The 24,789-nt window shown below is 73.0% G+C and carries 19 protein-coding genes; 11 read left to right on the top strand and 8 right to left on the bottom strand.

The annotated features are described in order from the left end of the window. Window positions 1–155 precede the first annotated feature (155 nt). The 3 genes from OG550_RS22550 (at window position 156) to OG550_RS22540 (ending at window position 2,512) form a co-directional block, all read left to right on the top strand. On the top strand, window positions 156–1,823 hold the full coding sequence (locus tag OG550_RS22550) for a fumarate hydratase (protein WP_327680304.1): 1,668 nt from the start codon (window positions 156–158) through the stop codon (window positions 1,821–1,823). 159 nt (window positions 1,824–1,982) lie between these two features. After that, complete coding sequence (locus OG550_RS22545; RefSeq protein ID WP_327680302.1) at window positions 1,983–2,255, top strand: type II toxin-antitoxin system Phd/YefM family antitoxin; 273 nt, start codon at window positions 1,983–1,985, stop codon at window positions 2,253–2,255. Further along, window positions 2,252–2,512 carry a Txe/YoeB family addiction module toxin gene (locus OG550_RS22540; RefSeq protein WP_327680300.1) on the top strand — a complete coding sequence of 87 codons (261 nt, stop codon included), beginning with the start codon at window positions 2,252–2,254 and terminating at the stop codon, window positions 2,510–2,512. Before OG550_RS22545 ends, OG550_RS22540 begins: the two co-directional genes overlap by 4 nt. A 55-nt stretch (window positions 2,513–2,567) precedes the next feature. On the opposite strand, the gene OG550_RS22535 is transcribed toward OG550_RS22540, so the two are convergent. Next, on the bottom strand, window positions 2,568–3,326 hold the full coding sequence (locus tag OG550_RS22535; RefSeq protein ID WP_327680298.1) for a GntR family transcriptional regulator: 759 nt from the start codon (window positions 3,324–3,326) through the stop codon (window positions 2,568–2,570). Window positions 3,327–3,535: 209 nt separating this feature from the next. Here OG550_RS22535 and OG550_RS22530 point away from each other — a divergent pair, with 209 nt between their 5' ends. Continuing rightward, complete coding sequence (locus OG550_RS22530; protein ID WP_327680296.1) at window positions 3,536–3,979, top strand: hypothetical protein; 444 nt, start codon at window positions 3,536–3,538, stop codon at window positions 3,977–3,979. 350 nt (window positions 3,980–4,329) lie between these two features. Here the strand turns inward: OG550_RS22530 and OG550_RS22525 are convergent, their stop codons facing one another. Next, on the bottom strand, window positions 4,330–4,596 hold the full coding sequence (locus tag OG550_RS22525) for a hypothetical protein (RefSeq protein WP_327680294.1): 267 nt from the start codon (window positions 4,594–4,596) through the stop codon (window positions 4,330–4,332). A 218-nt stretch (window positions 4,597–4,814) separates the two neighbouring features. On the opposite strand from OG550_RS22525, the gene OG550_RS22520 reads away from it, so the two are divergent. The 3 genes from OG550_RS22520 to OG550_RS22510 all read left to right on the top strand — a co-directional run bounded on the left by OG550_RS22520 (window position 4,815) and on the right by OG550_RS22510 (window position 11,239). Continuing rightward, window positions 4,815–7,793 (top strand): AfsR/SARP family transcriptional regulator, encoded by a 2,979-nt coding sequence (locus OG550_RS22520; protein ID WP_327680292.1) that lies wholly within the window; start codon window positions 4,815–4,817, stop codon window positions 7,791–7,793. Between the two features lie 617 nt (window positions 7,794–8,410). Then, window positions 8,411–9,181 (top strand): class I SAM-dependent methyltransferase, encoded by a 771-nt coding sequence (locus OG550_RS22515; RefSeq protein WP_327680290.1) that lies wholly within the window; start codon window positions 8,411–8,413, stop codon window positions 9,179–9,181. Between the two features lie 183 nt (window positions 9,182–9,364). Continuing rightward, a complete protein-coding gene (locus OG550_RS22510) occupies window positions 9,365–11,239 on the top strand; it encodes an ATP-binding SpoIIE family protein phosphatase (RefSeq protein WP_327680288.1) in 1,875 nt (624 codons plus the stop codon). Between the two features lie 86 nt (window positions 11,240–11,325). On the opposite strand, the gene OG550_RS22505 is transcribed toward OG550_RS22510, so the two are convergent. Continuing rightward, the gene (locus tag OG550_RS22505) at window positions 11,326–13,593 is read right to left on the bottom strand and encodes an MMPL family transporter (RefSeq protein ID WP_327680286.1); all 2,268 of its coding nucleotides are present in this window, start codon (window positions 13,591–13,593) and stop codon (window positions 11,326–11,328) included. 156 nt (window positions 13,594–13,749) lie between these two features. On the opposite strand from OG550_RS22505, the gene OG550_RS22500 reads away from it, so the two are divergent. Further along, complete coding sequence (locus OG550_RS22500; RefSeq protein ID WP_327680284.1) at window positions 13,750–14,376, top strand: TetR/AcrR family transcriptional regulator; 627 nt, start codon at window positions 13,750–13,752, stop codon at window positions 14,374–14,376. A 150-nt stretch (window positions 14,377–14,526) separates the two neighbouring features. Here OG550_RS22500 and OG550_RS22495 read toward each other — a convergent pair whose 3' ends face one another. Beyond that, entirely contained in the window at window positions 14,527–15,477 is a 951-nt protein-coding gene (locus OG550_RS22495; RefSeq protein WP_327680282.1) for a LysR substrate-binding domain-containing protein, read from the bottom strand. Window positions 15,478–15,669: 192 nt separating this feature from the next. On the opposite strand from OG550_RS22495, the gene OG550_RS22490 reads away from it, so the two are divergent. Continuing rightward, window positions 15,670–16,221: a peroxiredoxin gene (locus OG550_RS22490; protein ID WP_327680280.1), complete on the top strand. Its 552-nt coding sequence runs from the start codon at window positions 15,670–15,672 to the stop codon at window positions 16,219–16,221. A 3-nt stretch (window positions 16,222–16,224) separates the two neighbouring features. Further along, window positions 16,225–16,767, top strand: a complete 543-nt coding sequence (locus OG550_RS22485; protein ID WP_327680278.1) for an alkyl hydroperoxide reductase — start codon at window positions 16,225–16,227, stop codon at window positions 16,765–16,767. Between the two features lie 85 nt (window positions 16,768–16,852). On the opposite strand, the gene OG550_RS22480 is transcribed toward OG550_RS22485, so the two are convergent. From OG550_RS22480 to OG550_RS22465, 4 genes are all read right to left on the bottom strand, one after another. After that, window positions 16,853–18,304: an AI-2E family transporter gene (locus OG550_RS22480; RefSeq protein WP_327680276.1), complete on the bottom strand. Its 1,452-nt coding sequence runs from the start codon at window positions 18,302–18,304 to the stop codon at window positions 16,853–16,855. A 450-nt stretch (window positions 18,305–18,754) separates the two neighbouring features. After that, window positions 18,755–19,528: a transglycosylase SLT domain-containing protein gene (locus tag OG550_RS22475; protein WP_327680274.1), complete on the bottom strand. Its 774-nt coding sequence runs from the start codon at window positions 19,526–19,528 to the stop codon at window positions 18,755–18,757. 518 nt (window positions 19,529–20,046) lie between these two features. Continuing rightward, window positions 20,047–21,381 carry a PhoH family protein gene (locus tag OG550_RS22470; protein ID WP_327680272.1) on the bottom strand — a complete coding sequence of 445 codons (1,335 nt, stop codon included), beginning with the start codon at window positions 21,379–21,381 and terminating at the stop codon, window positions 20,047–20,049. Between the two features lie 411 nt (window positions 21,382–21,792). Next, window positions 21,793–22,587, bottom strand: a complete 795-nt coding sequence (locus OG550_RS22465; RefSeq protein ID WP_327680270.1) for an isoprenyl transferase — start codon at window positions 22,585–22,587, stop codon at window positions 21,793–21,795. Window positions 22,588–22,993: 406 nt separating this feature from the next. Between OG550_RS22465 and OG550_RS22460 the strand changes: the two genes are divergently transcribed. Next, window positions 22,994–24,625, top strand: coding sequence for a chitinase (locus tag OG550_RS22460; protein ID WP_327680268.1), 1,632 nt, complete (start codon window positions 22,994–22,996; stop codon window positions 24,623–24,625). Window positions 24,626–24,789 lie beyond the last annotated feature (164 nt).

The following is a 24,789-nucleotide window of genomic DNA, read 5'->3' as shown; positions in this document are numbered from 1 at the left end:
GGGCAAGCCTCGTACGCACGTACGGGTGACGCCGGTCACGCAGGCCTACCTGTCCGCATGCGTCGTGCCGGCGGGTCCTACCCTTGAGGGTGCTTTCGCCCTTGAGGGTGCTTCGCCGACGCAGCCGGAACACTGGATACCTAAGGACCGCCCCCATGGCTCCCACGCCAGACTTCGAGTACAGCGACCTGCTCCCCCTGGGCGCTGACCCGACCCCCTACCGCAAGCTCACCTCCGAGGGTGTCTCCACCTTCGAGGCCGGCGGGCGCACCTTCCTCCAGGTCGAGCCCGAGGCCCTGCGGCTGCTCACCGCCGAGGCGATGCACGACATCTCGCACTACCTCCGCCCCGCCCACCTCGCCCAGCTTCGCCGCATCCTGGACGACCCGGAGGCCAGCCCCAACGACCGCTTCGTCGCGCTGGACCTGCTGAAGAACGTCAACATCTCGGCCGGCGGCATCCTGCCCATGTGCCAGGACACCGGCACCGCCATCGTGATGGGCAAGCGCGGCCAGGACGTCCTGACCTCCGGCGGCGACGAGGCCGCCATCGCGCGCGGCGTGTACGACGCGTACACCAAGCTCAACCTGCGCTACTCCCAGATGGCCCCGGTCACCATGTGGGACGAGAGGAACACCGGCAACAACCTGCCGGCGCAGATCGAGCTCTACGCCACCGACGGCGGCGCCTACAAGTTCCTCTTCATGGCCAAGGGCGGCGGCTCGGCCAACAAGTCGTACCTGTACCAGGAGACCAAGGCGATCCTGAACGAGGCGAGCATGCTCTCGTTCCTGGAGCAGAAGATCCGCTCGCTGGGCACCGCCGCCTGCCCGCCGTACCACCTGGCGATCGTGATCGGCGGCACCAGCGCCGAGTTCGCGCTGAAGACCGCCAAGTACGCCTCCGCGCACTACCTCGACAACCTGCCGACCGAGGGCGACGCGAAGACCGGGCACGGCTTCCGGGACCTCGAACTGGAGGCCAAGGTCACCGAGCTCACCCAGAAGATCGGCATCGGCGCCCAGTTCGGCGGCAAGTACTTCTGCCACGACGTCCGCGTCGTGCGCCTGCCGCGCCACGGCGCCTCGCTGCCCGTCGCGATGGCCGTCTCCTGCTCGGCCGACCGCCAGGCGCTCGGCAAGATCACCGCCGAGGGCGTCTTCCTGGAGCAGCTGGAGACCGACCCGGCCAAGTACCTGCCGGACACCACCGACGAACACCTCGACGACGACGTGGTCCGCATCGACCTCGACCAGCCGATGTCCTCGATCCGGGCCGAGCTGTCCAAGTACCCGGTGAAGACCCGGCTCTCGCTCACCGGCACGCTCGTCGTCGCCCGCGACATCGCGCACGCCAAGATCAAGGAGCGGCTGGACGCGGGCGAGGGCATGCCCAAGTACCTCCAGGACCACCCGGTGTACTACGCCGGCCCGGCCAAGACCCCCGAGGGCTTCGCCTCCGGCTCCTTCGGCCCGACCACGGCCGGCCGGATGGACTCCTACGTCGACCAGTTCCAGGCCGCCGGCGGCTCGATGGTCATGCTGGCCAAGGGCAACCGCTCCAAGCAGGTCACCGACGCCTGCGCCCAGCACGGCGGCTTCTACCTCGGCTCCATCGGCGGCCCGGCCGCCCGCCTCGCCCAGGACTGCATCAAGAAGGTCGAGGTCCTGGAGTACGCGGAGCTGGGCATGGAGGCCGTCTGGCGCATCGAGGTCGAGGACTTCCCGGCGTTCATCGTGGTGGACGACAAGGGCAACGACTTCTTCCGCGAGACCACCGAGGGCCCGCTGATCACCAGCCTGCGGGTCCGCTCCAAGGAGTAGCGGCCGCCCCGGGGCCCGACGCCCCCGGCCCCGACGCCCCGACGCCCGCCCCGGTCGCGCAGCCCGCGACCGGGGCGGCGCCGTATCCCGCTGGCGACCGGTACCGGGTTTCCGTACCATTCCAGTACCGTGGTCCAGTACTCCTCGGAAGGCGAACCGATGGCGATCAGTGCGAGCGACGCACGCACCCAGCTCTTCCCGTTGATCAAGAAGGTGAACGACGACCACGTCCCGATAAGGATCACCTCCAGGGGCGGTGACGCCGTCCTGATGTCCGCCGAGGACTACGACGCCTGGCAGGAGACGATCTACCTCCTGCGCTCCCCCGCCAACGCCCAGCGCCTGATGGCGGCCGTCGCCCGCGACAAGGCCGGCCACCCCGGCGTCACCAGGAGCACCGAGGAGCTCGAAGCCCTCGCGGGTGAGGTGTGAGGAGCGTCCACTTCGATCCGGACGCCTGGGAGGACTTCCTCTTCTGGCTCGGATCGAACCGGAGGATGGCCCAGCGCATCACCCGGTTGATCGGCGAGATCCAGCGCGACCCGTTCAACGGGATCGGGAAGCCCGAACCGCTGAAGGGCGACCTGGCCGGGTACTGGTCGCGCCGGATCGACGACGAGCACCGCCTGGTCTACCGGGCCGACGAGAAGGAAGTGAAGGTCCTCAAGGCCCGCTACCACTACCAGTGACCGACGCCCGCCCCGGTCGCGCAGCCCGCGACCGGGGCGGCGCGGAGTGGGGCGCTCACGCGTCGAAGTCGTACTCCAGCACGTAGGAGGCGGCGTCGAGGATCATCTCGTTCAGCTCGACGACCTGGCCCTCGTCGGCGAAGGCCGTCCGGCAGATCAGGATCACCGGGGTGCCCGCCGAGAGCTCCAGCCGGGCGGCCTCCTCCCCGCTCGGCATCCGGGAGCGGACCTCCTCGCGGAAGTGCACGGGCTTGGCGCCGATCTCCGCCAGGCGCGCGTACGTCCCGCCCGGGCCGGTGTCCTCGCGGGTGATCGCCGTCCCCGCGACCAGCACCGCCGGGAGGTACGAGGTCGACAGCAGGACCGGCTTGCCGTCCAGCACGAACCGCCGGTGCCGCACGCACATCGGTGCGCCCGGGTCGACGCCCAGCACCCGCGCCACGTGGTCCGGCGCGCCCTGCTCGGTGACCGAGACCTGGTCGACGACCAGCGTCCGCCGGTCGATGTCCGCCGACCATATCGACCGGCCCGACCCCCACTGACCCTGGGCGAGCCGCTGGATCCCGCGCCGCCGCAGCGGCCGGAAGTCCCGGACGAACACCCCCGCGCCCCTGCGCGCCTCCACGATGCCCTCGCTCTGCAGGACGCCGAGCGCCTGGCGGGCGGTCATCCGGGCCACGCCGTACACGTCCATGAGGTCGTTCTCGCCCGGCAGCCGGTCGCCGGCGCGGTACTCGCCGGCGTCGATGGCCGCCTTCAGCGTGTCGGCGATCCGTTGGTACTTGGGCTGCTTGTCGCCACTGCTGCCGGCCATCGCCTGCTCCTTCGTCCTCGCCGGAAATCGTAGGCGCGTCCGCGGCCTCCGGTCAGCCGATCGGACCGGCCAGGCCGTTGACATCTCTAGAGATATTAGCTTCTCTAGAGATGCTGGGTAGTCGCCGAGCAGAGCCGAACCAAGCCACGACAGCGACCAGGGCCGGCCATCACAGCCGCCGCGCCCGCACCAGAGCAAGGAGCACTGCGGTGAGCACCCGTAAGCGCAACGCCGCGGCCTACCGACCGCGTGTGGGTGAACTCGTCCTCGACACCAGGACCGGACGCACCGGCATCTACATGGACACCATCGGCGGGGAGCACTACCTCCGGCCCCCGGACGGCGGCCGCGAGTGGACGGCCGACCCCGGGCACGTCGGCCCGACCGGCGCCGCCGCCGGAGCCCCCGCGGCCCCCGTGATCCCCGGACCGGGCGGACCGGTCGGACACGAGCGGAACGGCGGCGCGGAACCCGGCGGAACCGGACCCGCCGCCCGGGGGCGGACCGGCCGGCAGCCGGAACGGAACGGCAGGCCGGAGAACGAAATCAGGCCACGGGGCACCGGCGGACACGCCCCCGGGACCGACCGCGGCCGCCTCCCGGAGCAGCGGACGGGGCCGGGCGCCTCGGCGGCCGCCGCAGGTGGCTGGTGAGCCCCCGGGGGCCGCACCGGCGGTGTTCGGGCGGGCGGGCCGCGGGTCCGGTCCCCCCGTCCGCCGCTCGGCGCGCACCGGGCCGGGCCGCACGCAGCGGGCCGCGGGGCGGCAGGGGGACGAAGGGGACGGCCGGGACGGCGAGTGCCCCGCCCCGGTCCTGCGGGGCGGGGCACTCGGGTGCTGGTCGGGCTACGGGTGACCGGCGATGACACCGGCGGAGGCGCCGGTGGCCGTCACGAGGTAGCCGGTGGTCACCACGATCGCCGAGACGGCGACGACCGCGAGGCGACGAAGCCTGTTCACAGGTTCCCCCCTGGTGAGCGGCTGGGACGCGGAGGAGTCCGCGCCTACGGGTGGCTGGAGATGACGCCCTGCGGCTCGCGGTCCGCGGTCGACTCGCCGTCGGCCGGAGCGGCGCGCTCCACCAGGTAGTCGCCCTCGTCGCCGAAGAGGTCGTCCTCCAGGTCCGCCTTCTGCTCGGCGGTCGGCTCGGTGTACTCGGCCGGGTCGGTGGTCGCGGCCACCGCACCCTCGACGGCCTCGCCCGCCTCCACGGTGACGGCCTCCTCGGCCGGCGTCGTAGGAGCGGTGGTCTCGCTCTGGTCGTTGGCCATGGGCGGCCGCCTTTCGGTCATCAAATGTCTTCTGCCCCACCGGCTTGGCGCGGGCCCGCGGTCAGTATCGTAGGGTTGATTAAATGTCCGATAAACATCGTGCGGCTTACCGTGCCGTCCGGCAGAGTCGGCCCTCCGCCTAAGCTGAAGCCACCACAACACGGCGGACCGCCGAGCGCCCTACCGGGATTTTCGACACCAGGCCATCGGGGGACTTCATGGAGTTTCGGGAGACGCCGCCTGCACCGGCGCTGCGCTTCCAGGTACTCGGTCCGGTCCAGGCTTGGCTCGACGGCAGACAACTCGCACTCGGCTCCCCCCAGCAGCAGGCCGTGCTGACCACCCTCCTGCTGCACGGCGGACGCCCGGTCACCACCCAGGACCTGGTCGACGGCCTCTGGGGCGACCGCCCGCCCGCCCAGGCCATCGCGGCGCTGCGGACCTACGTCTCCCGGCTGCGCACCGTCATCGACCCCCGCCGCGAGGTGCGGGCGCCCTCCGAACTGCTGGTCTCGGTCGCCGACGGCTACGCCCTGCACATCCCGGGCCGGGCCCTCGACGTCACCGTCTTCGAACAGCTCACCGCCGAGGCCGCGACCGCCCGGAGCGCCGGCGACCTCGACCGGGCCCACGGGCTGCTGGTCCGAGCGCTCGCCCTGTTCGCCGGCCGGCCGCTCACCGGCGTCCCGGGCCCGTACGCCGACGCGCAGCGGCTCCGCCTCGCCGAACGGCAGATCACCGTCTCCGAGGACCGCTGCACGGTCGCGCTCGACATCGGCCTGCACGCCGAGGTGGTCGGCGAACTGAACTCGCTCACCGCCGAACACCCGCTCCGCGAACGGCTGCGCGAACTCCTGATGCTCGCGCTCTACCGGTGCGGACGGCAGGCGGAGGCCCTCGGCGTCTACACCGACACCCGCAAGCTGCTGATCGACGAACTCGGCGTCGAGCCGGGCGCCGGGCTCTCCGCGATGCACTCGCGCATCCTCGCCGCCGACCCCGCGCTGACCCTGCCGGCCGTCACCGTCCCGCCGCCCGTGACCCGCGAGGACGGACCCGCCGCACCGCCCGCGCCGGCCCAGCTCCCGGCCGACGTCTCGGACTTCAGCGGCCGCTCCGAGATGGTGGCCGACCTCTCCACCGTGCTGATGAACGCCACCGGCCAGGCCGTGGTCGTCACCTCCCTGGCCGGCATCGGCGGCGTCGGCAAGACCACCCTCGCCGTGCACGTCGCCCACCGCGTCCGCGCCGAGTTCCCGGACGGGCAGCTGTACGTCGACCTCCGCGGCGCGGGCGCCTCGCCCGCCGACCCGGCGGTGGTGCTCGGCGACTTCCTGCACGCCCTCGGCGTCACCGACAACCCCGACTCGCTGGAGCAACGCGCCGCCCTCTACCGGTCGTTGCTCGCCAGCCGGCGGATGCTCATCCTGCTCGACAACGCCCAGGACGCCGAGCAGATCCGCCCGCTCATCCCCGGTGTCTCCGGCTGCGCGGTGCTCGCCACCAGCCGCTCCCGGCTGGCCGGAATCCCGGGCGCGCACCTGGTGGACGTCGAGGAGCTGACGCCCGAGGAGGCGCTCGCGCTCTTCTCCGCCATCGTCGGCGAACAGCGCGTCGCCGCCGAACCCGACGCGGCCATGGCCGTGGTGACGGCCTGCGGCTTCCTGCCGCTCGCCGTCCGCATCGCCGCCGCCCGGCTCGCCAGCCGGCCCCGGTGGAGCGTCTCGGACCTCGCCCGCCGCTTAGCCGACCAACGGCGCCGCCTCGACGAACTCCAGCTGGGCAACCTCGCCGTGGAGACCACGATCGGGCTCGGCTACGGACAGCTCTCCCCCGCCGAGGCCCGGGCCTTCCGCCTGCTCTCGGTCGTGGACTCGCCCGACCTGCCGCTGGCGGCGGTGACGGCGCTGCTCGGTGTCGGCGAGACCGAGGCGGAGGACCTCGCCGAGGCGCTGGTCGAGGCCAACATGCTGGAGACCTTCTCGCCGGGCCGCTACCGGTACCACGACCTGCTCCGGCTCTACGCGCAGCGGCAGAACGAGCGGACCGGGGACGCCTGCGAACAGCAGGCCGCCGTACGGCGCCTGCTCGACCTGCTGCTCGCGACCGTCCGCAACGCGGCGCAGGCCGTCGAGCCCGACGACCAGCTGCCCGAGCCGCTCAACGCGCCGGAGTCGGTCGGCATCCCGCTGATCACCAGCGACTTCGCCCAGGAGTGGCTGCGCACCGAGACCGCCCTGCTGCTCAGCTCGGTCGAGGCCGCCGTCCAGGGGCCGGGCGAACTGCTGCGCCCCGCCGTCGACCTGCTGATCGTGCTGAACAGCCAGGTCGAGGACCCGACGCACGGGCTGCGGGTGCGCCGGATGCTGGAGACGGCCGAACGGAGCGCGGAGGAGTACGCGGACTCGGCGGCGCTCGCCCGGGTCCACTTCGCCTTCGGCACCCTGCAGTCGATCACCAACGACTTCCAGAGCGCCGAGCAGTCCCTGCGCAGGAGCCTGGACCTCCAGGACGCCGAGAACATGACCATCCTGCGGTCCATGGCCGCCAACGACCTCGGCATCGTGCTGAGTCTGGCGAGCCGGCCCGCCGAGGCGCTGCCGTTCTTCGAGCTGGCGCTCGCCATCAGCCGGGTGGTCGGCGCACCGATCGGCGAGGCCCGGCTGCTCGGCAACATGGCCCGCGCCCAGCTCGGCCTCGGCATGATCGAGACCGCCGTACGCTCCGTCACGGACGCCGTCGCCACCGCACGCGCGTCCAAGAACGGCCCCTGCCTGGCCGACACGCTCTACCAGCTCGGCGTCGTCCTCTCGTCCACCGACGATCCCGCCACCGCCGCCGAGCACCTGCGCGAGTCGCACCGGCTCTACCGGTCGCAGCAGAACCGGCTGCGCGAGGGCTACACCCTCGCCCGGCTCTCCTCGTCCCTCCTCGCGGCCGGCCTGCAGGCCGAGGCCGCCGAGGCGGCGGAGGAGTCGCTCGCCATCGGGCACGAGATGGACTCCGCCTACTGCCAGGGCCTCGCCAACGCCGCGCTGGGCGAGGCGTTGCTCGGCCTCGCCCAGCCCGCACGCGGACTGGCGTGTCTGCGCGAAGCCCACGCCGTCTTCACGCGGCTCGGTGTGCCGGAGGCCTCCCCCGTGGCGGACCTCATCTCCCAGCAGCACACCGAGCCCCTCTCTCCCCCCGCGCCGTAGGCCCCCTGTTTCCCCGTGTTCCCCCCTGGCGGCCTTCCCCCGTTGGCGTTCGGCGCTCCCGCAGCCCCCCGGCTGCGGGAGCGCCTTCAACGCTTCCCCGGCGCTGGACTCCACTGTGCACCGGACCGATTGACGTTCGATAAACGCCGGCTGGTCGGTCTGCGGATCGCCGAAACCGCAGGTCGGAGCCGCCCCGTGGCCACACCACCCGGCGCGGGGGACGCCACGCACCACCCCGGCCCGCGCCCCGCGCTTCCGGGGCAGGGGAGCAGCTCCGGCCAACCGCCACGAGTTGGCCGGAAACGGACCCCACGGCGGAGTGATCACGCATATTCTCGGATGCCAGTACACACACGAGTACACACACGAGTGCACTTCTCCGGTGGACCATCGGGAAAAGGCAGCGCGGCGGCGCTCCAGCAGTGCAGAGTGTCCCTGTGCAAAGAGTCTGTGCAAAGTGTCAGAGTGCAGTCAGCGTGACAGTGTGACGCGGGGAGCGTGACGTACCGCCACCGGCAGCGGGCCGGCGGGGCAGCGCGGGCGCCGGGAGGACGGCAGCCCGGCCTCGCGCCTCGTCCAGCCGACCGGAGGCCCGGGTGGAAAGGTGCCTCTCAATCGTGACGACCGGACAGATATCCGATCCGTTCCCCGTCGACGGGGACGCGGACGGTGATGACGGCGGGTCCGACGTCCTGCGCCGTCGTGCCGAACGCGCCCTGCAGGCCGTCGCCTTCGACACCATCGGCCCCGACTACGGCGAGGCGTTCCCCGCCAAGGACGGACAGCTGGCCTGCGGCTCCCGCCTGCTGGCCGGACTCGAACCGGGCGCCGCCGTGCTCGACGTCGGCTGCGGAAGCGGCGAGCCGACCGTCCGGCAGCTGAGCGCGGCCGGCATGCGGGTCACCGGCATCGACCTCTCGGACGTCATGCTGACCCTGGCCCGGGAGTCGCGCTTCCCGGGACCGCACCCGCCGGCCTTCCACCGCATCGACATGTACGACCTGGCCACCGACCGCGCCGACCGGGCCTGGAACCTGCCGGAACTCGGTCCGCGCGGACACGGCACCTTCGCCGCCGTCACCGCCTTCTTCTCCCTGATCCTCCTCCCCCAGGACGAGATCCCCACCGTGCTGGCCCGGCTGCGCACCCTGCTGCGGCCCGGCGGACTGCTCGCACTCGGTATGGTCGAGGCCGATCTGGACCACGTTCCCCTGCCGTTCCTCGGCCGCGAGCTGCGGATCAGCGGGTACCTGCGGGAGGATCTCGAACGGGTCCTGGTGGCGGCCGGCTTCGCCGTCGAGGAGCAGGTCGGACACCCGTACGCCCCCGCCAGCACCTCGCTGCCGCCGGAGGAGCAGTTGTTCCTCTGCTGTCGGCGGGCCGGCTGACGGACGGGCGCAGCGACCGCGGACGACGGGGAGGAGCGGAGGCCGGGGCCCGGAACCCAGGACGCGGCACACCCGCCGGAGCACCGCAGACGGACGCGGCCGGACCGGAGACGGACCACCGCCGGACCACAGACAGACCGCAGACCGACCGACAGACCAATACCGATCCCAGGACAGGCTCCCGTGCGCGACCAGCTCAAACCCGAGGCCGGACAGCCGCCTGCCCTGCCCAGCCAGCGCCGGCCGCCGCCGGCCAGGTCCGGCCCGGAGACCGAGCCGGGGCCGGACACCGAGCCTGACGGCCACGACCGGGTCGCCGAGCGCCTCGCCTACCTCGACTCCGCGACCCGGCGGATCAACAGCGCGCTCGACCTGGCCGCGACCCTGCGCAACATCTGCCGCGTCCTGGTGCCGACCCTCGCCGACGCCGCCGTCGTCCACCTGCGCGACCCGCTGCCCAACGTCGAACGCGAACCCGGCTTCCCCGAGCAGCTGCGGATCCACCACAGCCACGGCACCAGGCTCGGCCGCCGCGGCCGACCGGCCGGCGACGACCGGCGCGACTCCCGGTACGGCTCGCACTACGGCAGCCGGTACGGCGCCCGCTCCACCGCCGACACCGGGCCGCCCACCCCGGTCACCCGCGGCGGGGCGCTCGCGCACATCCTGCTCAGCCGCCGCCCGGCCGAGCCGGTCGTCCTCGGCGCGGCCGACGAGAACAGCGGCTCCCGCACCACCGAGCTGCTGCGCGAGCTGTACGGCGCCCGCGGACTCTCCCGCCTCGGCCCCGGCAGCTCGGTCCTCGCCCTGCCGCTGCGCGGGCGCAAGACCGTGCTCGGACTCCTGATCCTGATCCGCCGACCCCCCGAACGCACCGGCCGCCCCTCCTTCGACGCCGCCGACACCGCGACCGCCGCCCACCTCGCCACCCAGGCCGGACTGGCCGTCGACACCGCCCTGCGGTACGCCCGCGAGTGGGAGATAGCCAACGAGCTCCAGCGCAGCATGCTGCCGCTGCGCCTCCCCCAGCCGCACGGCGTCCGGCTCGCCCAGCGCTACCTGCCCGGCGAACGCGGCGCCCAGGTCGGCGGCGACTGGTACGACGCCGTGCCGCTGCCCGGCAACCGGGTGGCGCTGATCGTCGGCGACGTGATGGGCCACTCCCTCACCTCGGCCGCCATCATGGGCCAGCTCCGCACCAGCGCCCAGACCCTGGCCGCGCTCGACCTGCCGCCGCACGAGGTGCTGTACCACCTGGACGAACAGGCCCAGCGGCTCGGCCGCGAACAGCACCTGGCCACCTGCGTCTACGCGGTCTACGACCCGATCGCCAACCGGGTCGTGCTCGCCAACGCCGGCCACGTGCCGCCGGTCCTCGTCCAGCCGGACGGGACCGCCGAACTCCTCGACCTGGAGTCGGGCGCGCCGATCGGCGTCGGCGGCGTCGACTTCTCCTCCGTCGAACTGCCCGCGCCGCCGGGCTCGGCCCTGCTGCTGTTCACCGACGGCCTGGTGGAGACCCGCAGCCGGCCGCTCAGCGACGGGCTGGAGCTGCTCCGCGCCCGCCTCGCCAACGCCCACCGGCACTCGCCGGAGAACCTCTGCCAGGAGGCGCTGCGCATCCTGCCGCCGGGCGACCGCGGCGACGACATCGCGCTGCTGGCCGCCTGCTTCGACGGGATCCCGGCCGGGGACGTCGCGCACTGGTACCTCCAGCCGCGCAACGAGACGCCGGGGCGGGCGCGGCGGCTGGTCGCCCACACGCTGCGCCGCTGGGGGCTGGAGGCGCTCACCGAGGCGACCGAGCTGATGGTCAGCGAGCTGGTCACCAACGCCGTCCAGCACGCCACCCGGCCGGTCACGCTGAGCCTGGTCCGCACCACCCGGCTGCGCTGCGAGGTCGGGGACGACAGCCCGCTGCTGCCGCGGCCGCGGCGGACGGGGCCGGAGGACGAGCGCGGGCGGGGGCTGCAGATAGTGGCCCGGTGCGCGGAGCGCTGGGGCGCCACCCGGCTGGGCACCGGCAAGGTGGTCTGGTTCGAGCAGCGGCTGCCGTAGCGCGGCGGACGGCGGCGAGCGGCTCCCGGCGGGTGTGCCGGGAGCCGCTCGGGTACGGGCCGCTCGGGCGGGCCGCTCAGACCCGCTCAGACCCGCTCGGACACCCTGCCGGCGTCGCCGGTCGCTCCGTCGCCGCCGGGGCCGGCGGGGTCGGCTCCGGAGTCGGGGTCGGCGGGAGCACCCTCGGGGGCTCCGGCCGCGGGCTCCTCCAGCCGGGCCAGCAGCTGCTCGCCCTCCATGTCCACCCGCGGCACCACCTTCTCCAGGCTCTTCGGGAACCACCAGGCCGCCTTGCCGAACAGCGCCATCGCGGCCGGCACCAGGGCCATCCGCACCACGAAGGCGTCCACCAGCACGCCCACGGCGAGCGCGAAGCCGATCGGCTGGACGATCGGGTCGTGGCCGAAGACGAAGGACCCGAAGACCGCGATCATGATCAGCGCGGCCGCGGTGACCACCCGGGCCCCGTTCTTGACCCCGGCCACCACCGCCTCCCGCGGCGCCATGCCGTGCACGTGGTGCTCCTTCATCCCGGAGACCAGGAACAGCTCGTAGTCCATCGCCAGTCCGAACAGCACCCCGATCAGCAGGATCGGCACGAAGCTCACCACCGGGCCGACCTTCGGCACGTCGATCAGACCGTCCAGCCAGCCCCACTGGTAGACCGCCACGACGGCACCGAGCGAGGCCGTGATGGAGAGCAGGAAGCCGAGCACCGCCTTGAGCGGCACCAGGACGGAGCGGAAGGCCAGCGCCAGCAGCACCATCGCGATGCCCGCGATCACCGCGACGAACGGCGGCAGCGCGTCGGACAGCTTGGCGGAGACGTCGATGTTGGCGGCCGTGGTACCGGTGACGTCGATCCGGGCACCGGTCGCGGTCCTCAGCCCGTCGCGCTGGTCGCGGATCTCGGTGACCAGCTCCCGGGTGTCGGCGTGGTCCGGGCCGGTCTTCGGGATGACGGTGAGCAGCGCGGTACCGCTCGCCTCGTCGACCGCCGGCGGCAGCAGCGTCTGCACGCCGTTCAGGCCGGAGAGCCTCTCGGCGACGCCCTGGACGGCCCGGTCCGGTCCGGCGGCTCCCCCGGTGTCGACGACGACCACCAGCGGCGCGTTGAACCCGGGGCCGAAGCTGCGGTCGACCAGGTCGTAGGCGGTGCGGGCGTCGGTGCCCTTGGCCTGTGAACCGCCACCGGGCAGGCCGAGGGTGAGGCTCGCGGCGGGCACCGCGAGGGCGACCAGCGCGGTCAGTCCGGTGAGCAGGACGACCAGCGGGCGGCGAACCACCAGCTCCCCCCACCGCTCGCCGAGCGTGGTCCGGCCGGGGGTCCTGGTCGCGCGCCGCCGGACCGGCAGCCGGTCGATGGCGCGCCCGGCGAATCCGAGCAGCGCGGGGAGCAGGGTGATCGCGACCAGCACCGCGACCACCACGGCGCCGGAGGCCGCCAGGCCCATGACGGTGAGGAAGGGCACGCCGGCGACGGCCAGCCCGGCCAGTGCGACGACGACGGTCAGGCCGGCGAAGACCACCGCGCTGCCGGCGGTCGCGTTGGCGCGGGCGGCGGCCTCGTCCGGCTCCAGTCCCTCGGCGAGGTGGCGGCGGTGCCTGGAGACGATGAACAGCGCGTAGTCGATGCCGACCGCGAGACCGACCATCAGCGCCAGCACCGGCGCGGTGGAGATGACCTCGAACGAGCCGGCCAGCGTCAGCAGCCCGGCGAGGGCGACGCCGACCCCGACCAGGGCGGTGACCAGCGGCAGACCGGCGGCGACCAGCGAGCCCAGGGTGATCACCAGGACCACTCCGGCCACCGCGAGGCCGACCGCCTCCCCGCCGTCGACCTGTGCCATCTCGTTGTACGCGTCGCCGCCGAAGGCCACCGTCAGCCCGGCCGCGCGGGCCGGTTCGGCGGCGGCCCTGACCGCGTCGCGCTGCTGGTCGGTGATGTCGCCGAGCACGCGGTCGAAGGAGACCAGGCCCAGCGCGACCCTGCCGTCCGGGGAGAGCGCGCCGGTGGCGTACGGGTCGGGCACGGCCGAGACCCCGGGGACGGCGGCGATCCGGGTGACCGCCTCGCCGACGGCCCGGGCGGTGTCCGGGGCCGTGATGCCGCCGGCGCCGTCGGTGGCGAAGACCACCTGGGCGGAGCCGTGTCCCTGCTCGGGGAAGGTGTCCTTGATCCGGTCCAGGGTGGCCTGGGCCTCGGTCCCGGGGACCTTGAACTCGTCGCTGGTCTTGCCGGCGAACGCCCCCGCCGCGCCGCCGACGGCGATCAGCAGCGCGAGCCAGACGGCGAGCACGGTCCGCCTTCGGCGGAAGCAGAGGCGGCCCAGGCGGTACAGGTACGTGGCCATGCGTGCACCTTCGATCGGGTCGGTCGAGGCAGGGGGTGCCTGAACAGGTCTCCGACCACCGTACGCGCAAGTTTGTCAGGTGACAAAGTCGACCGACGCGAACGTGTGACGCATTCGGTTGATCTGGTTGTGTGAACATGGCGATACCCTGGCCCAATGGCACATGTCCCGGCCTCCGAGAGACGCCCCCAACTGATCCAGGCCGCCATCGACCTGATGGCCCGCGAGGGAATCGCCGCCGGCAGCACCCGGGCGATCGCGGCCGAGCTGGGCGTGGCACAGGCGACGGTGCACTACACCTTCGGCACCAAGAAGGACCTCTACCGGGCCGTCGTCGAAGAACTGACCGCCGAGTTCATCAACCAGGTCCGCGCCGCCTCGCCCGGCCACGGGACCTTCGGCGAGCAGGTCCGGACGATGGTCTACGCACTCTGGGAGAGCGCCGTCGGCGAGGGCGGCCGGTGCGCGCTGATCACCGAGTTCGCGGCGATGTCACTGCGCGACCCGGAGCTGCAGGAGATCATGCGCGCGCTCCAGTACGAGATCGAGAGCACCGCCGCCGAACTCCTCACCGCGCTCGCCGAGGCGCACGGCCAGGAGCTGGCGACCCCCGCCCACGAGATCGCCGTCCTCTTCCTGGTCGGCTTCAACGGCCTGACCGACCGCTACCTGGTGCTGCGCCGGGCCGGTGAGCGGCCGGACGCCGAGGCGCTGCACACGCTCGACCTGCTGATCGCCACCACGGTCGGCCTCTGCCTGGGGGCGCCGGCCCGGCTCCCCTGACGGGCCCGCACGCCCGCCACCCCTCCGCCCCGGCCGCCCCCTCGCCCCCGGCGGCCCCGGCCGCCCCCGGCTGCCCCCTCGCCCCCGGCGGCCCCGGCCGCCCCCGGCTGCCCCCTCGCCCCGGCGGCCCCGGCCCGCCCCGGACCGGCCTCAGGCCACCAGCCGGACCGGCAGCTCGGCCAGCACCTCGCGCAGCGAGGCGGCGAACCGGTCGTACTCGGCGCTGCGGGCCGAACCCGGCCGGGTGGCGAGCCCGATCCGGCGCCCCGGCGCCGGCGCCGCGAACCGGACGGCGGCCAGCCGGTCGGTTCGGCCCGCCTCGACGTCCAGCGCGGTGGCCGGCAGCAGGGTCACCCCGAGGCCGCCGGCGACCAGCTGGACCAGGGTGGAGAGGCCGGCGGCCCGGGTGCTGGCACCGGCCGGGTCCGCGCCGACCTCGCGGCAGATGTCGAGGGCCTGGTCGCGCAGGCAGTGCCCCTCCTCCAGCAGGAGCACGTCCAGGTCGAGCAGCACGTCGCGCGGCACGTCGACCCGGCCGGCCAGGTCGTGGTCGGCCGGGGTGACCAGCACGAAGTCCTCGTCGAACAGCGGGACGTCCCGGGTCGGCGCGGAACCGCCGGCCGGCAGCGCCAGCAGCAGCACGTCCAGCCGCCCGGCGGCCAGCCCCTCCAGCAGCGACGGCGTCCGCTCCTCGTGGACGTGCAGCTCCAGCTCCGGGTAGCGGTCGCGGACCAGCCGCAGCACCAGCGGGAGCAGGTACGGCGCGACGGTCGGGATGACGCCCAGGTGCAGCGGACCGGTGAACGGGCGGCGGGCGGCCTCCACCTCCTCGGTCAGGGCCTGCAGGGAGGCGAGCACCCGGCGTGCATGTTCGAGCACGCGCTCCCCCAGTGGGGTGATAATCACCTTCCGCGTCGTACGCTCGACCAGCTGCGCACCCAGCGACTCCTCCAGGGCCGCGACCGCCCCGGAGAGTGCCGGCTGGCTCGTCCCGGTGGCCGCCGCGGCCTCCCGGAAGTGCCGGTGCTCGGCCACCGCGACGAACGCCCTGAGCTGGGCGACCGTGGGCGGGCGGGGGCTGCGGGATGTGGCACTCGCCACAGCGCCCTCGGGTTTGCGGGCGGGGGCCCTGCGCCCGGTGGGGCGGGAGGGGGGCTCGGGGGTATTGATAACTCTCTCCGATCAGACACATCGAGTGTAGCTATTTCCCTGATCAGTCCACGATGTGGAATGGTGGAGACCGTTCCGCAAACCGGACAAACCCCCCTCAGTCTCACTTCAGGAGAAGCGAACGTGCTCACGATCGGTGACAAGTTCCCCGAGTTCGAACTCAACGCCTGCGTCGACCTGGACGCCGCGAACGCCTTCGCCGAGATCAACCACAAGTCCTACGAGGGCAAGTGGAAGATCGTCTTCTTCTGGCCGATGGACTTCACCTTCGTCTGCCCGACCGAGATCGCCGCGTTCGGCAAGCTGAACGACGAGTTCGCCGACCGCGACGCCCAGATCCTCGGCGTCTCCGGCGACTCCGAGTTCGTGCACCACGCCTGGCGCAAGGACCACAAGGACCTCCGCGACCTGCCGTTCCCGATGCTGGCCGACGTCAAGCACGACCTGATGCGCGCCTGCGGCGTCGAGGCCGCGGACGGCACCGCCCAGCGCGCCGTCTTCATCGTGGACCCGAACAACGAGATCCAGTTCGTCATGGTGACCGCCGGCTCCGTCGGCCGTAACCCCAAGGAGGTCCTGCGGGTGCTGGACGCCCTGCAGACCGACGAGCTGTGCCCGTGCAACTGGAACAAGGGCGAGGACACCCTCGACGCCCAGGCCCTGCTGGCGAGCTGACCCATGGCCCTCGACGACCTGAAGTCCGCGCTCCCGGACTACGCCAAGGACCTCAAGCTCAACCTGGGCTCGGTCATCGGCAACTCCGACCTCCCCGCCCAGCAGCTCTGGGGCACCGTGCTCTCCTGCGCGATGGCCACCCGCAGCGCCGCCGTACTGCGCGCGCTGGAGCCCGAGGCCAAGGCCAACCTGTCCCCGGAGGCGTACAACGCCGCCAAGGGCGCGGCCGCGGTCATGGGGATGAACAACGTCTACTACCGGACGCTGCACCTGCTCTCCGACAAGGAGTACAGCAGCATGCGGGCCGGTCTGCGGATGAACATCATCGGCACCCCGGGCGTCGAGAAGATCGACTTCGAGCTCTGGTGCTTCGCGGTCTCCGCGATCAACGGCTGCGGCCAGTGCCTCGACTCCCACGAGGGCGTCCTGCGCAAGGCCGGTGTCGACCGCGAGGTCATCCAGGCCTCGATGAAGATCGCCGCCGTCCTCCAGGCCGTCGCCGGCGTCCTCGACTCCGAGGCCGCCCTCGCGACCGTCGACGCCTGACCCAGCACCACCCCGAACGGGCCCCCGGGCCGGACGTGACGTCCGGCCCGGGGGCCCGTTCGCGTGCCGGGAGGAGGTGGGGCGGTCAGGGGGCCGGCGGGGCCGGGGTGCGGGCGGCGGCTTCGCGGGCCGCCTCCAGGGCGGTGAAGACGGCCTGGCCCGCCTCGTTGCGGCGGCGCAGGTGGGTCACCACGGTGTTGGTGACCGCGATCAGCGGGACGGCGACGATCGCGCCGCCGATGCCGCCGATGATGGAGCCGGCGGCCACCCCGAGGACCACGCCGAGCGGGTGGACGCGGACGGCCCGGCCGAGGATCAGCGGCTGGAGGATGTGTCCCTCCAACTGCTGGACGGCGACCAGCACCACCAGCACCATCAGCGCGGTCCACGGCGTCGTGGTGACCAGCGCGATCAGGACCGCGACGGTCCCGGTGACCAGCGCGCCCACCAGCGGGACGAAGGCGCCCAGGAAGATGATCACCGCGAGCGGCAGTGCCATCGGCACCCCGAGCAGCTGGATGCCGATACCGATGCAGACCGCGTCGATGAAGGCCACGCAGACGGTGCCGCGGACGTAGGCGGTGAGCGTGGCCCAGGCCTTCGGTCCGGCGCCGGCCATGGCGTACCGCGAGTGCCGGGGCAGGCCGCGCAGCGCCCAGTTCCAGATCCGCTCGCCGTCGTAGAGGAAGAAGAAGGTGGTGAAGAAGGCCAGCAGCACGGCGGTCAGCACCTCGACGGCGATCTGCGCGCCGGTCAGGCTGGCCGAGGTGATCTGTTCGGTGTTGGTGCTGATCGCCTTGGTGATCTGGTTGGCGAAGTCGGTGATCTGCTGCTCGGTCAGGTGCAGCGGCCCGGTGATCAGCCAGTCCCGGAGCTGGTCGACACCGGCCTTGACCTTGCTGGTGACGGTCTCCAGGTTGGTGGTCACCTGCCAGACCACGAACCAGCCGACCAGGCCGATCCCGGCCAGGCCGCTCATGAACACCCCGCCCGCGGCCAGTGAGCGCGGCACCCCGTGCCGGCGCAGCCAGGAGACGGTGGGTTCCAGCAGCGCGGAGATCAGCAGCGAGGCGAGCACCGCGAAGGCGACCAGCCGCAGCATGTCGACGATGTAGAAGACGACGTACAGCGCGGCGCCGAGCAGCAGCAGCCGCCAGGTCGACTCGGCGGCCACCCGCAGGCCCCACGGCACCGCCTCGGCGGGGGTGGCGGGCCGTCCGAAGTGGCCGTGGGCCGCTCCCGACGCCCCGAACGCCCCCGGCGCGGCCGGCGGGGCCGGGACCGGGACGGCGGACGCGGCGGCCGGTGCGACGGCTGCCGCGGCGGCCGGTGCGGGAACGGCGGGCACGGTCTCCGCACGCGGTGCGGGCAGCGGCGCCGCCCCCGCGGGGGCCGCCGCCGGTGCCACCGGGAGCGGGGGTTCGTGGAAGTCGGCCGCCATCGCGGCCCGCCTGCGCCGCTCGATCACGGCGGCCGCACTCGCCACCACGGCCATGCCCTTGGCCACGGCCTTGAAGGCCTTTCCGCCCCGCGCCATGCTCGCTACCACTTCTCCCCGCCGGACCCGCCGTGTCCGGCGGGACGCCGTGGGTCCCGCCACGGCCGTCAGGGATGACGCTACCCGGCCGGGGGCGCGGAGTCCGCCGTGCGGACGGGTTCTTCGTACCCGCATCCGGGGAACGCCCCCGGGCCGGGTGGCTGATTCCGGGACGAACCCACCCGGGTCGGGTGGTTTCAGGCACCGGACAGGGGGGAGGAGTCGGGCGGGACAGGAGCCAACTGTCGGCGGACCGGCCGGTGCGGAGGGCTACCAGGACCCCTCTCCGCGCCCCGCGTCCGCACCCAGGACCGCACCGCCCGTGGGCGCACTGGTCAGCGCAGCCCGGGCGGCGCGGCCCGCCCGCAGCGGGGACGCAGCACGGCCCCCGGTCGCGCGAGGAGCGCGGCCGGGGGCCGTGGTGAAGCCGGTGGTACCGAGCCGGTGGGCCTAGTACCAGTGGTGCGACTGCCAGAACGACCAGGCGCCACAGGGGCTGCCGTAGCGGCTGTTCATGTAGCTGAGGCCCCACTTGATCTGGGTGGCCGGGTTGGTGCGCCAGTCGGCGCCCGCCGAGGCCATCTTCGAGCCGGGCAGCGCCTGGACCAGGCCGTACGCGCCGGAGCTCTTGTTGGTGGCGGTGTAGTTCCAGCCGGACTCGCGCTTCACGATCTGGCTGAAGCACTGGAACTGGGCGTCGTTGCCGACGATCTGCTGGGCGAGCTCCTGGACGGAGCCGGGGCTGACCGAGACGGGCGGAGCCGCGGTGTCGGTGGCGGCCATCGCCGAGCGCGCCTTGGAGCGGTTGGCGGCGGCCTCGTCGGCCTTCCGCTTCTCCTCGGCCGCCTTGGCGGCCTTCTCCGCGTCGGCCTTGGCCTGCGCCTCCTTGGCCTGTGCCTCGGCCTTGGCGGCGGCGTCGGCCTTGGCCTGGGCGTCGGCCGCGGCCTGCTGGCGCGCGGCCTCCTCGGCGGCCTTCTGCTCCGCAGCGGCCTTGGCGGCGGCGTCGGCGGCGGCCTGCTGGGCGGATGCCTGCGTGCCGATGTTGTCGCTGATGGTCTGCGCCTGGGCGCCAGAGGGGACTTCGGCAAGCAGGGTCGCGCCGGCGACATCGACCGTCTGCGTCGTCTTGCCCTCGCTGCCCGACGCCATGCCCACGACGGCACCTACTGCGGTGACGGCGGTGGCGGAGGCGACAGCAACTCCCCGGACCGAGATCCGAGTCACATGGATTCCTTCCAGCATCGCCCACGCGTGACCGTACGGGCGCAACATGCCCCTTGGCTCTGCCCTCCGTCGTGCTGGTCACGGGAGGTACTGACCCGGCGTCCGGTCACCGTGAGGCGATCGGGCGTGAGATCGGGCGGCGTACGGCTTTCGGTGTTCAATTGTGCGTCTACCGACCGGAGTTGGTGGACCGTCCGGGCCGGACTCCCGGGTGCCCGGAAGCCCTGCCATGCCGTACGCGGGGCCTGACAGAACCCTCACCATGCCGCAAGGGGCACTGTCGACGCAATTCCCTGTTGCGTGGCGGATGTCACATTCACCGCACCGGAGTTCGCCGGACAGAAAGCACTCGATGTGATGAAAGGGACGGGGCCCGCTCCGTCAGGAACAGGCCCCGCGCCAGGAATTGAACCTTTTGTCCCACTATGACCGGATCGCCCCGGTCGGAGGGTCGGCAGGTCGACGGACCAGCCGGTCAGCCGGCCCGGCCCGGCCGGGCCGGGCCAACCGCCGGACGGTCAGGGCTGGACGTCCTCCAGCATCTCCGTCACCAGCGCCGCGATCGGCGAACGCTCCGACCGGGTCAGCGTGATGTGGGCGAAGAGCGGGTGCCCCTTCAGCTTCTCGACCACCGCCACCACCCCGTCGTACCGCCCGACCCGCAGGTTGTCCCGCTGCGCCACGTCGTGGGTCAGCACCACCCGCGAGCCCTGGCCGATCCGGGACAGCACCGTCAGCAGGACGTTGCGCTCCAGCGACTGGGCCTCGTCCACGATCACGAAGGCGTCGTGCAGGGAACGCCCCCGGATGTGGGTCAGCGGCAGGACCTCCAGCATCCCCCGGGAGATGACCTCCTCGATCACGTCCGGGGTGGTGACCGCCGAGAGGGTGTCGAAGACGGCCTGGGCCCAGGGGCTCATCTTCTCCGACTCGGAGCCCGGCAGGTAGCCGAGCTCCTGGCCGCCGACCGCGTACAACGGCCGGAAGACCATCACCTTCCGGTGCTGCTGCCGCTCCAGGACCGCCTCCAGCCCGGCGCAGAGCGCCAGCGCGGACTTCCCGGTCCCGGCCCGGCCGCCCAGCGAGACGATGCCGACCTCCGGGTCGAGCAGCAGGTCCAGTGCGACCCGCTGCTCGGCGCTGCGCCCGCGCAGCCCGAAGGCCTCGCGCTCCCCGCGCACCAGCCGGACCCGGCCGTCACCGGTGACCCGGCCGAGCGCCTTGCCGCGCTCGGAGGTGAGCACCAGCCCGGTGTGCACCGGCAGGTCGGCGGCCCCCTCGACGGACACCGCGGCCTCGTGGCCGGCCGAGAACAGCGCGTCCACGTCGTCGGCCGGGACGTGCAGCTCGGACATGCCCGTCCAGCCGGAGGTGATCGCCAGCTCGGCCCGGTACTCCTCGGCGAGCAGGCCCACCGAGGACGCCTTGATCCGCAGCGGGAGGTCCTTGGAGACGACGGTGACGTCGTACCCCTCGGCCTGCAGGTTGCGGGCGACCGCCAGGATCCGGGTGTCCGCCTCGCCGCCCCCGACCCGGTAGCCGGCCGGCAGTATCGACAGGTCGGAGTGGTTGAGCTCGACCCGGATGGTGCCGCCGAGCTCCCCGACCGGGATCGGCTCGTCGAGACGGCCGAAGCGGATCCGGTAGTCGTCGAGCAGCCGCAGCGCCTGGCGGGCGAAGTAGCCCAGCTCCGGGTGGTGCCGCTTGGCTTCCAGCTCGGTGACCACGACCACCGGGAGGACGACCTCGTGCTCCTCGAATCGGGTCATGGCGAGAGGGTCCGCCAGGAGCACGCTGGTGTCGAGAACGTACGTGCGCCGGTCTGGTGTCCGGCGGCTCTTGGAACTGACCACTAGGCCTCCAGGGCGGATGACCCTGCGTCATCCGCGGCAAGCCGGCCCCCGCTGCCCCGGTGGCCTCGGGGCCGGTCTGCTCGGAGTATTCCCAGGCAGGGGGCGGTGCATTCGCGCCCCCGGCGAACTGACGGATCATTGCCGGTGAACGTTTGGCCTCGCCCCGCCGCCGGGTAGATCAGCTCCTACGGCGGTCTCTCCCGCCACGGCCGCCCCGTCGGCGGCCGGCCCCTCCGCCGCGCGCCCGGCACGGGCCCGGGGCACCCCGGTACGAGTCGGGCGCCCCGGACACGGGCGACCCGGACACGGGCGCTCCCGGCGCGGACGGCCCCGGACGCGAACGCGCCGGGCGCAGTGACGGCCGCCCCGGTACGCGACCGGGCACCCCGCGCCGACCCGGTCGACCCCGGGTCAGAGCCCCATCCGCCGGTGCCGCTCCTCGTACGCGCGCAGCGCCCGCAGGAAGTCGACCTTCCGGAACGCCGGCCAGTACGCCTCGCAGAAGTAGAACTCGCTGTGCGCGCTCTGCCAGAGCAGGAAGCCCGAGAGCCGCTGTTCGCCCGAGGTCCGGATGACCAGGTCCGGGTCGGGCTGGCCCCGGGTGTAGAGGTGCTCGGCGATGTGCTCGACGTCGAGGATCTCGGCCAGTTCCTCGATCGAGGTGCCGCGTCCGGCGTGCTCCTGGAGCAGCGAGCGGACGGCGTCGGCGATCTCGTGCCGGCCGCCGTAGCCGACGGCCACGTTGACGGTGATCCCGTCGATCCCGGCGGTCTCCTCGGCGGCCTTCTTGAGGACGTCGGCGGTGTGCCGGGGCAGCAGGTCCAGCGCGCCGACCGGGTTGACCCGCCAGCGGCGGGCGGCGGCCAGGTTGGTGACGGCGTCCTCGATGATCCCGAGCAGCGGGACCAGCTCGCCGGCCGGGCGGGAGAGGTTGTCGGTGGAGAGCATCCACAGGGTGACGACCTTGACGTGGGTCTCGTCGCACCAGCCGAGGAACTCGCTGATCTTGTCGGCGCCGCGCTGGTGGCCGTAGGCGGTGGAGCCGCCGGTCGCCTTGGCCCACCGGCGGTTGCCGTCGAGGATCACGCCGATGTGGTGCGGGGTTCGGGCGAGGTGCACCTCGACCCGGCGGCCGTACAGGCCGTACATCCCGTCCAGCAGGGTGCGCAGACCCGGCGTGCGTTCGACGACATCGCGCAGACCCATGGTTTTCGGCCCCTCCGTGCTCACTTCACCGGGTGCTTCACAACCCCCGGCGCAGCCTACTCCCGCGCCGCACCGGCAGGGAAAGCAGCAGGTCGCGGGAGGGTCACGGTCCGGTGCGGAGTCGGTTGCGACGGGAGCGGCGCGGATGGCCGGAAGGCGCCCGCGCGAACCCCCGGTGTCCGCCGGGGCGCCGGATACGGAACGGTCTCCGATTCCTTAAGGAATCCGTAAGCCGACGGTTCAATGCTTGACGATTGCCAATGGTCTAGTCCAGCTTTTGACCCAGGGCGGAACGAACACCCGGGCCGCCCCGCCCGAGGCAGTACTGCGGACCTCCCCTCCCCCACACGCGGCCGCCGCGCCCCCCACCGCGGCGGCCGCTCCTCCCCCACAGGAGCGCACCTCCATGGCCCGTACGCTGAACCAGCCCGCGCACAAGCGTCGGCGCAGCCCCCTCCCGGCCCTCGCCGCCGGAGCCACCGCCCTCGCGCTGGCCGGCACCGGCCTCGCCCTCTTCGCCGGGGGCGCCAACGCGGCGGCCGGGAACCTCGTCGGCAACGGCGGTTTCGACTCCGGCTCGCTGAGCGGCTGGACGTGTACCGGCGCCGCCGGTGTCGTCTCCACCCCGGTCCACTCCGGCACCGGCGCGCTGCAGGCCACCCCGGGCGCCGCGGACACCGCGGAGTGCACCCAGACCATCAGCGTGCTGCCCAACACCAGTTACACCCTCAGCGCCTGGGTCCAGGGCCCGTACGTCTACCTCGGCGCACGCGGCACCGGCGGCACCGACCCGAGCAGCTGGTCCAACCAGAACAGCTGGAACCAGCTCTCCACCACCTTCACCACGGGCGCCAACGCCACCAGCCTCACCGTCTACCTGCACGGCTGGTACGGCCAGAGCGCCTACCTCGCCGACGACGTCGTGCTGAGCGGCCCGGGCGGCACCACCACCCCGAGCCCGACCGCCACCCCGACCGTCACCCCCACGCCGACGCCGACCGCCACGGCCACGCCGACCACGACGGCCTCCCCCACGGCCACCGCGACGCCGACGCCGACCGCCACGCCGACGGCCACCCCCACCCAGACGGCCACGCCGACCCCCACCGCGACCAGCACCGGCAACCCCAACACCGGCCTGCCGAAGCACGTCGTCACCGGCTACTGGCACAACTTCGACAACAAGGGCAACAACCTCCAGAAGCTGAGCGACGTCCAGAGCGCGTACGACATCATCGCGGTCTCCTTCGCCGACTCCGTCGCCAACCGCCCGGGCGCCATCACCTTCAAGCTGGACGCCGAGCTCTCGGCGGGCCTCGGCGGCTACACCGACGCCCAGTTCCGCGCCGACGTGAAGGCCAAGCAGGCGGCCGGCAAGAAGGTCATCATCTCCATCGGCGGCCAGAACGGCGCCATCCACGTCAACGACGCGGCCGCCGCGAGCGCCTTCGTCGAGACCGCCTACGCGGTGATCAAGGACTACGGCTTCGACGGCCTCGACGTCGACCTGGAGAACGGCCTCAACCCGACCCACCTGGGCAACGCGCTGCACGCCCTGCAGGCCAAGATCGGTTCGAGCTTCATCCTGACCATGGCCCCGGAGACCATCGGGATGTACTCCACCGCCGGCTCCTACTTCCAGCTGGCGCTGAACACCAAGGACATCCTGACCGTCGTCAACACCCAGTTCTACAACTCGGGCGGCATGAACGGCTGCGACGGCAAGGTCTACAACCAGGGCACCATCGACTTCATCACCGCCCAGGTCTGCACCCACATCCAGGGCGGCCTGCGGCCCGACCAGGTCGGCATCGGCGTCCCCGCCTCCTCCAAGGCGGCCGGCGGCGGCTACGTCTCGCCGAGCGTCGTGAACAACGCGCTGGACTGCCTGGCCACCGGCAAGAACTGCGGGAGCTTCGTCCCGCCGGCCAAGTGGCCGACCATCCGCGGCGCGATGACCTGGTCCACCAACTGGGACTCCGTGAACGGCAACGCGTTCTCCAACGCGGTCGGCCCGTTCGTCCACCAGATGCCGTAATCCCCCACGGCGCGCCGCTCCTTGAGGGTGGAGCCTGCGCGCCGGCGCCGGGCCCGTCGTACCTGACCGGTACGGCGGGCCCGTCCGCCGTTCCCGGCCCGTGCCCGCCCCCGCTCCGGGCGGCCCGCGGGCCGCCGCGCTCGGGTGGTCCCGCGGGCCGCCGC

Origin of the sequence: Kitasatospora sp. NBC_00458, from assembly GCF_036013975.1 — a bacterium.
Classification (GTDB): domain Bacteria; phylum Actinomycetota; class Actinomycetes; order Streptomycetales; family Streptomycetaceae; genus Kitasatospora.
The sequence above is the reverse complement of the archived record's forward strand: the minus strand, read 5'-3'. Positions and strand labels throughout refer to the sequence as shown.

Excerpts from the sequence above, each read along its gene's own strand:
- OG550_RS22525 (WP_327680294.1), bottom strand. The coding sequence starts at position 4,596 with ATGGCCAACGACCAGAGCGAGACCACCGCTCCTACGACGCCGGCCGAG.
- OG550_RS22485 (WP_327680278.1), top strand. The coding sequence starts at position 16,225 with ATGGCCCTCGACGACCTGAAGTCCGCGCTCCCGGACTACGCCAAGGAC.
- OG550_RS22465 (WP_327680270.1), bottom strand. The coding sequence starts at position 22,587 with ATGGGTCTGCGCGATGTCGTCGAACGCACGCCGGGTCTGCGCACCCTG.
- OG550_RS22500 (WP_327680284.1), top strand. The coding sequence starts at position 13,750 with ATGGCACATGTCCCGGCCTCCGAGAGACGCCCCCAACTGATCCAGGCC.
- OG550_RS22460 (WP_327680268.1), top strand. The coding sequence starts at position 22,994 with ATGGCCCGTACGCTGAACCAGCCCGCGCACAAGCGTCGGCGCAGCCCC.
- OG550_RS22535 (WP_327680298.1), bottom strand. The coding sequence starts at position 3,326 with ATGGCCGGCAGCAGTGGCGACAAGCAGCCCAAGTACCAACGGATCGCC.
- OG550_RS22480 (WP_327680276.1), bottom strand. The coding sequence starts at position 18,304 with ATGGCGCGGGGCGGAAAGGCCTTCAAGGCCGTGGCCAAGGGCATGGCC.
- OG550_RS22545 (WP_327680302.1), top strand. The coding sequence starts at position 1,983 with ATGGCGATCAGTGCGAGCGACGCACGCACCCAGCTCTTCCCGTTGATC.
- OG550_RS22520 (WP_327680292.1), top strand. The coding sequence starts at position 4,815 with ATGGAGTTTCGGGAGACGCCGCCTGCACCGGCGCTGCGCTTCCAGGTA.
- OG550_RS22550 (WP_327680304.1), top strand. The coding sequence starts at position 156 with ATGGCTCCCACGCCAGACTTCGAGTACAGCGACCTGCTCCCCCTGGGC.
- OG550_RS22505 (WP_327680286.1), bottom strand. The coding sequence starts at position 13,593 with ATGGCCACGTACCTGTACCGCCTGGGCCGCCTCTGCTTCCGCCGAAGG.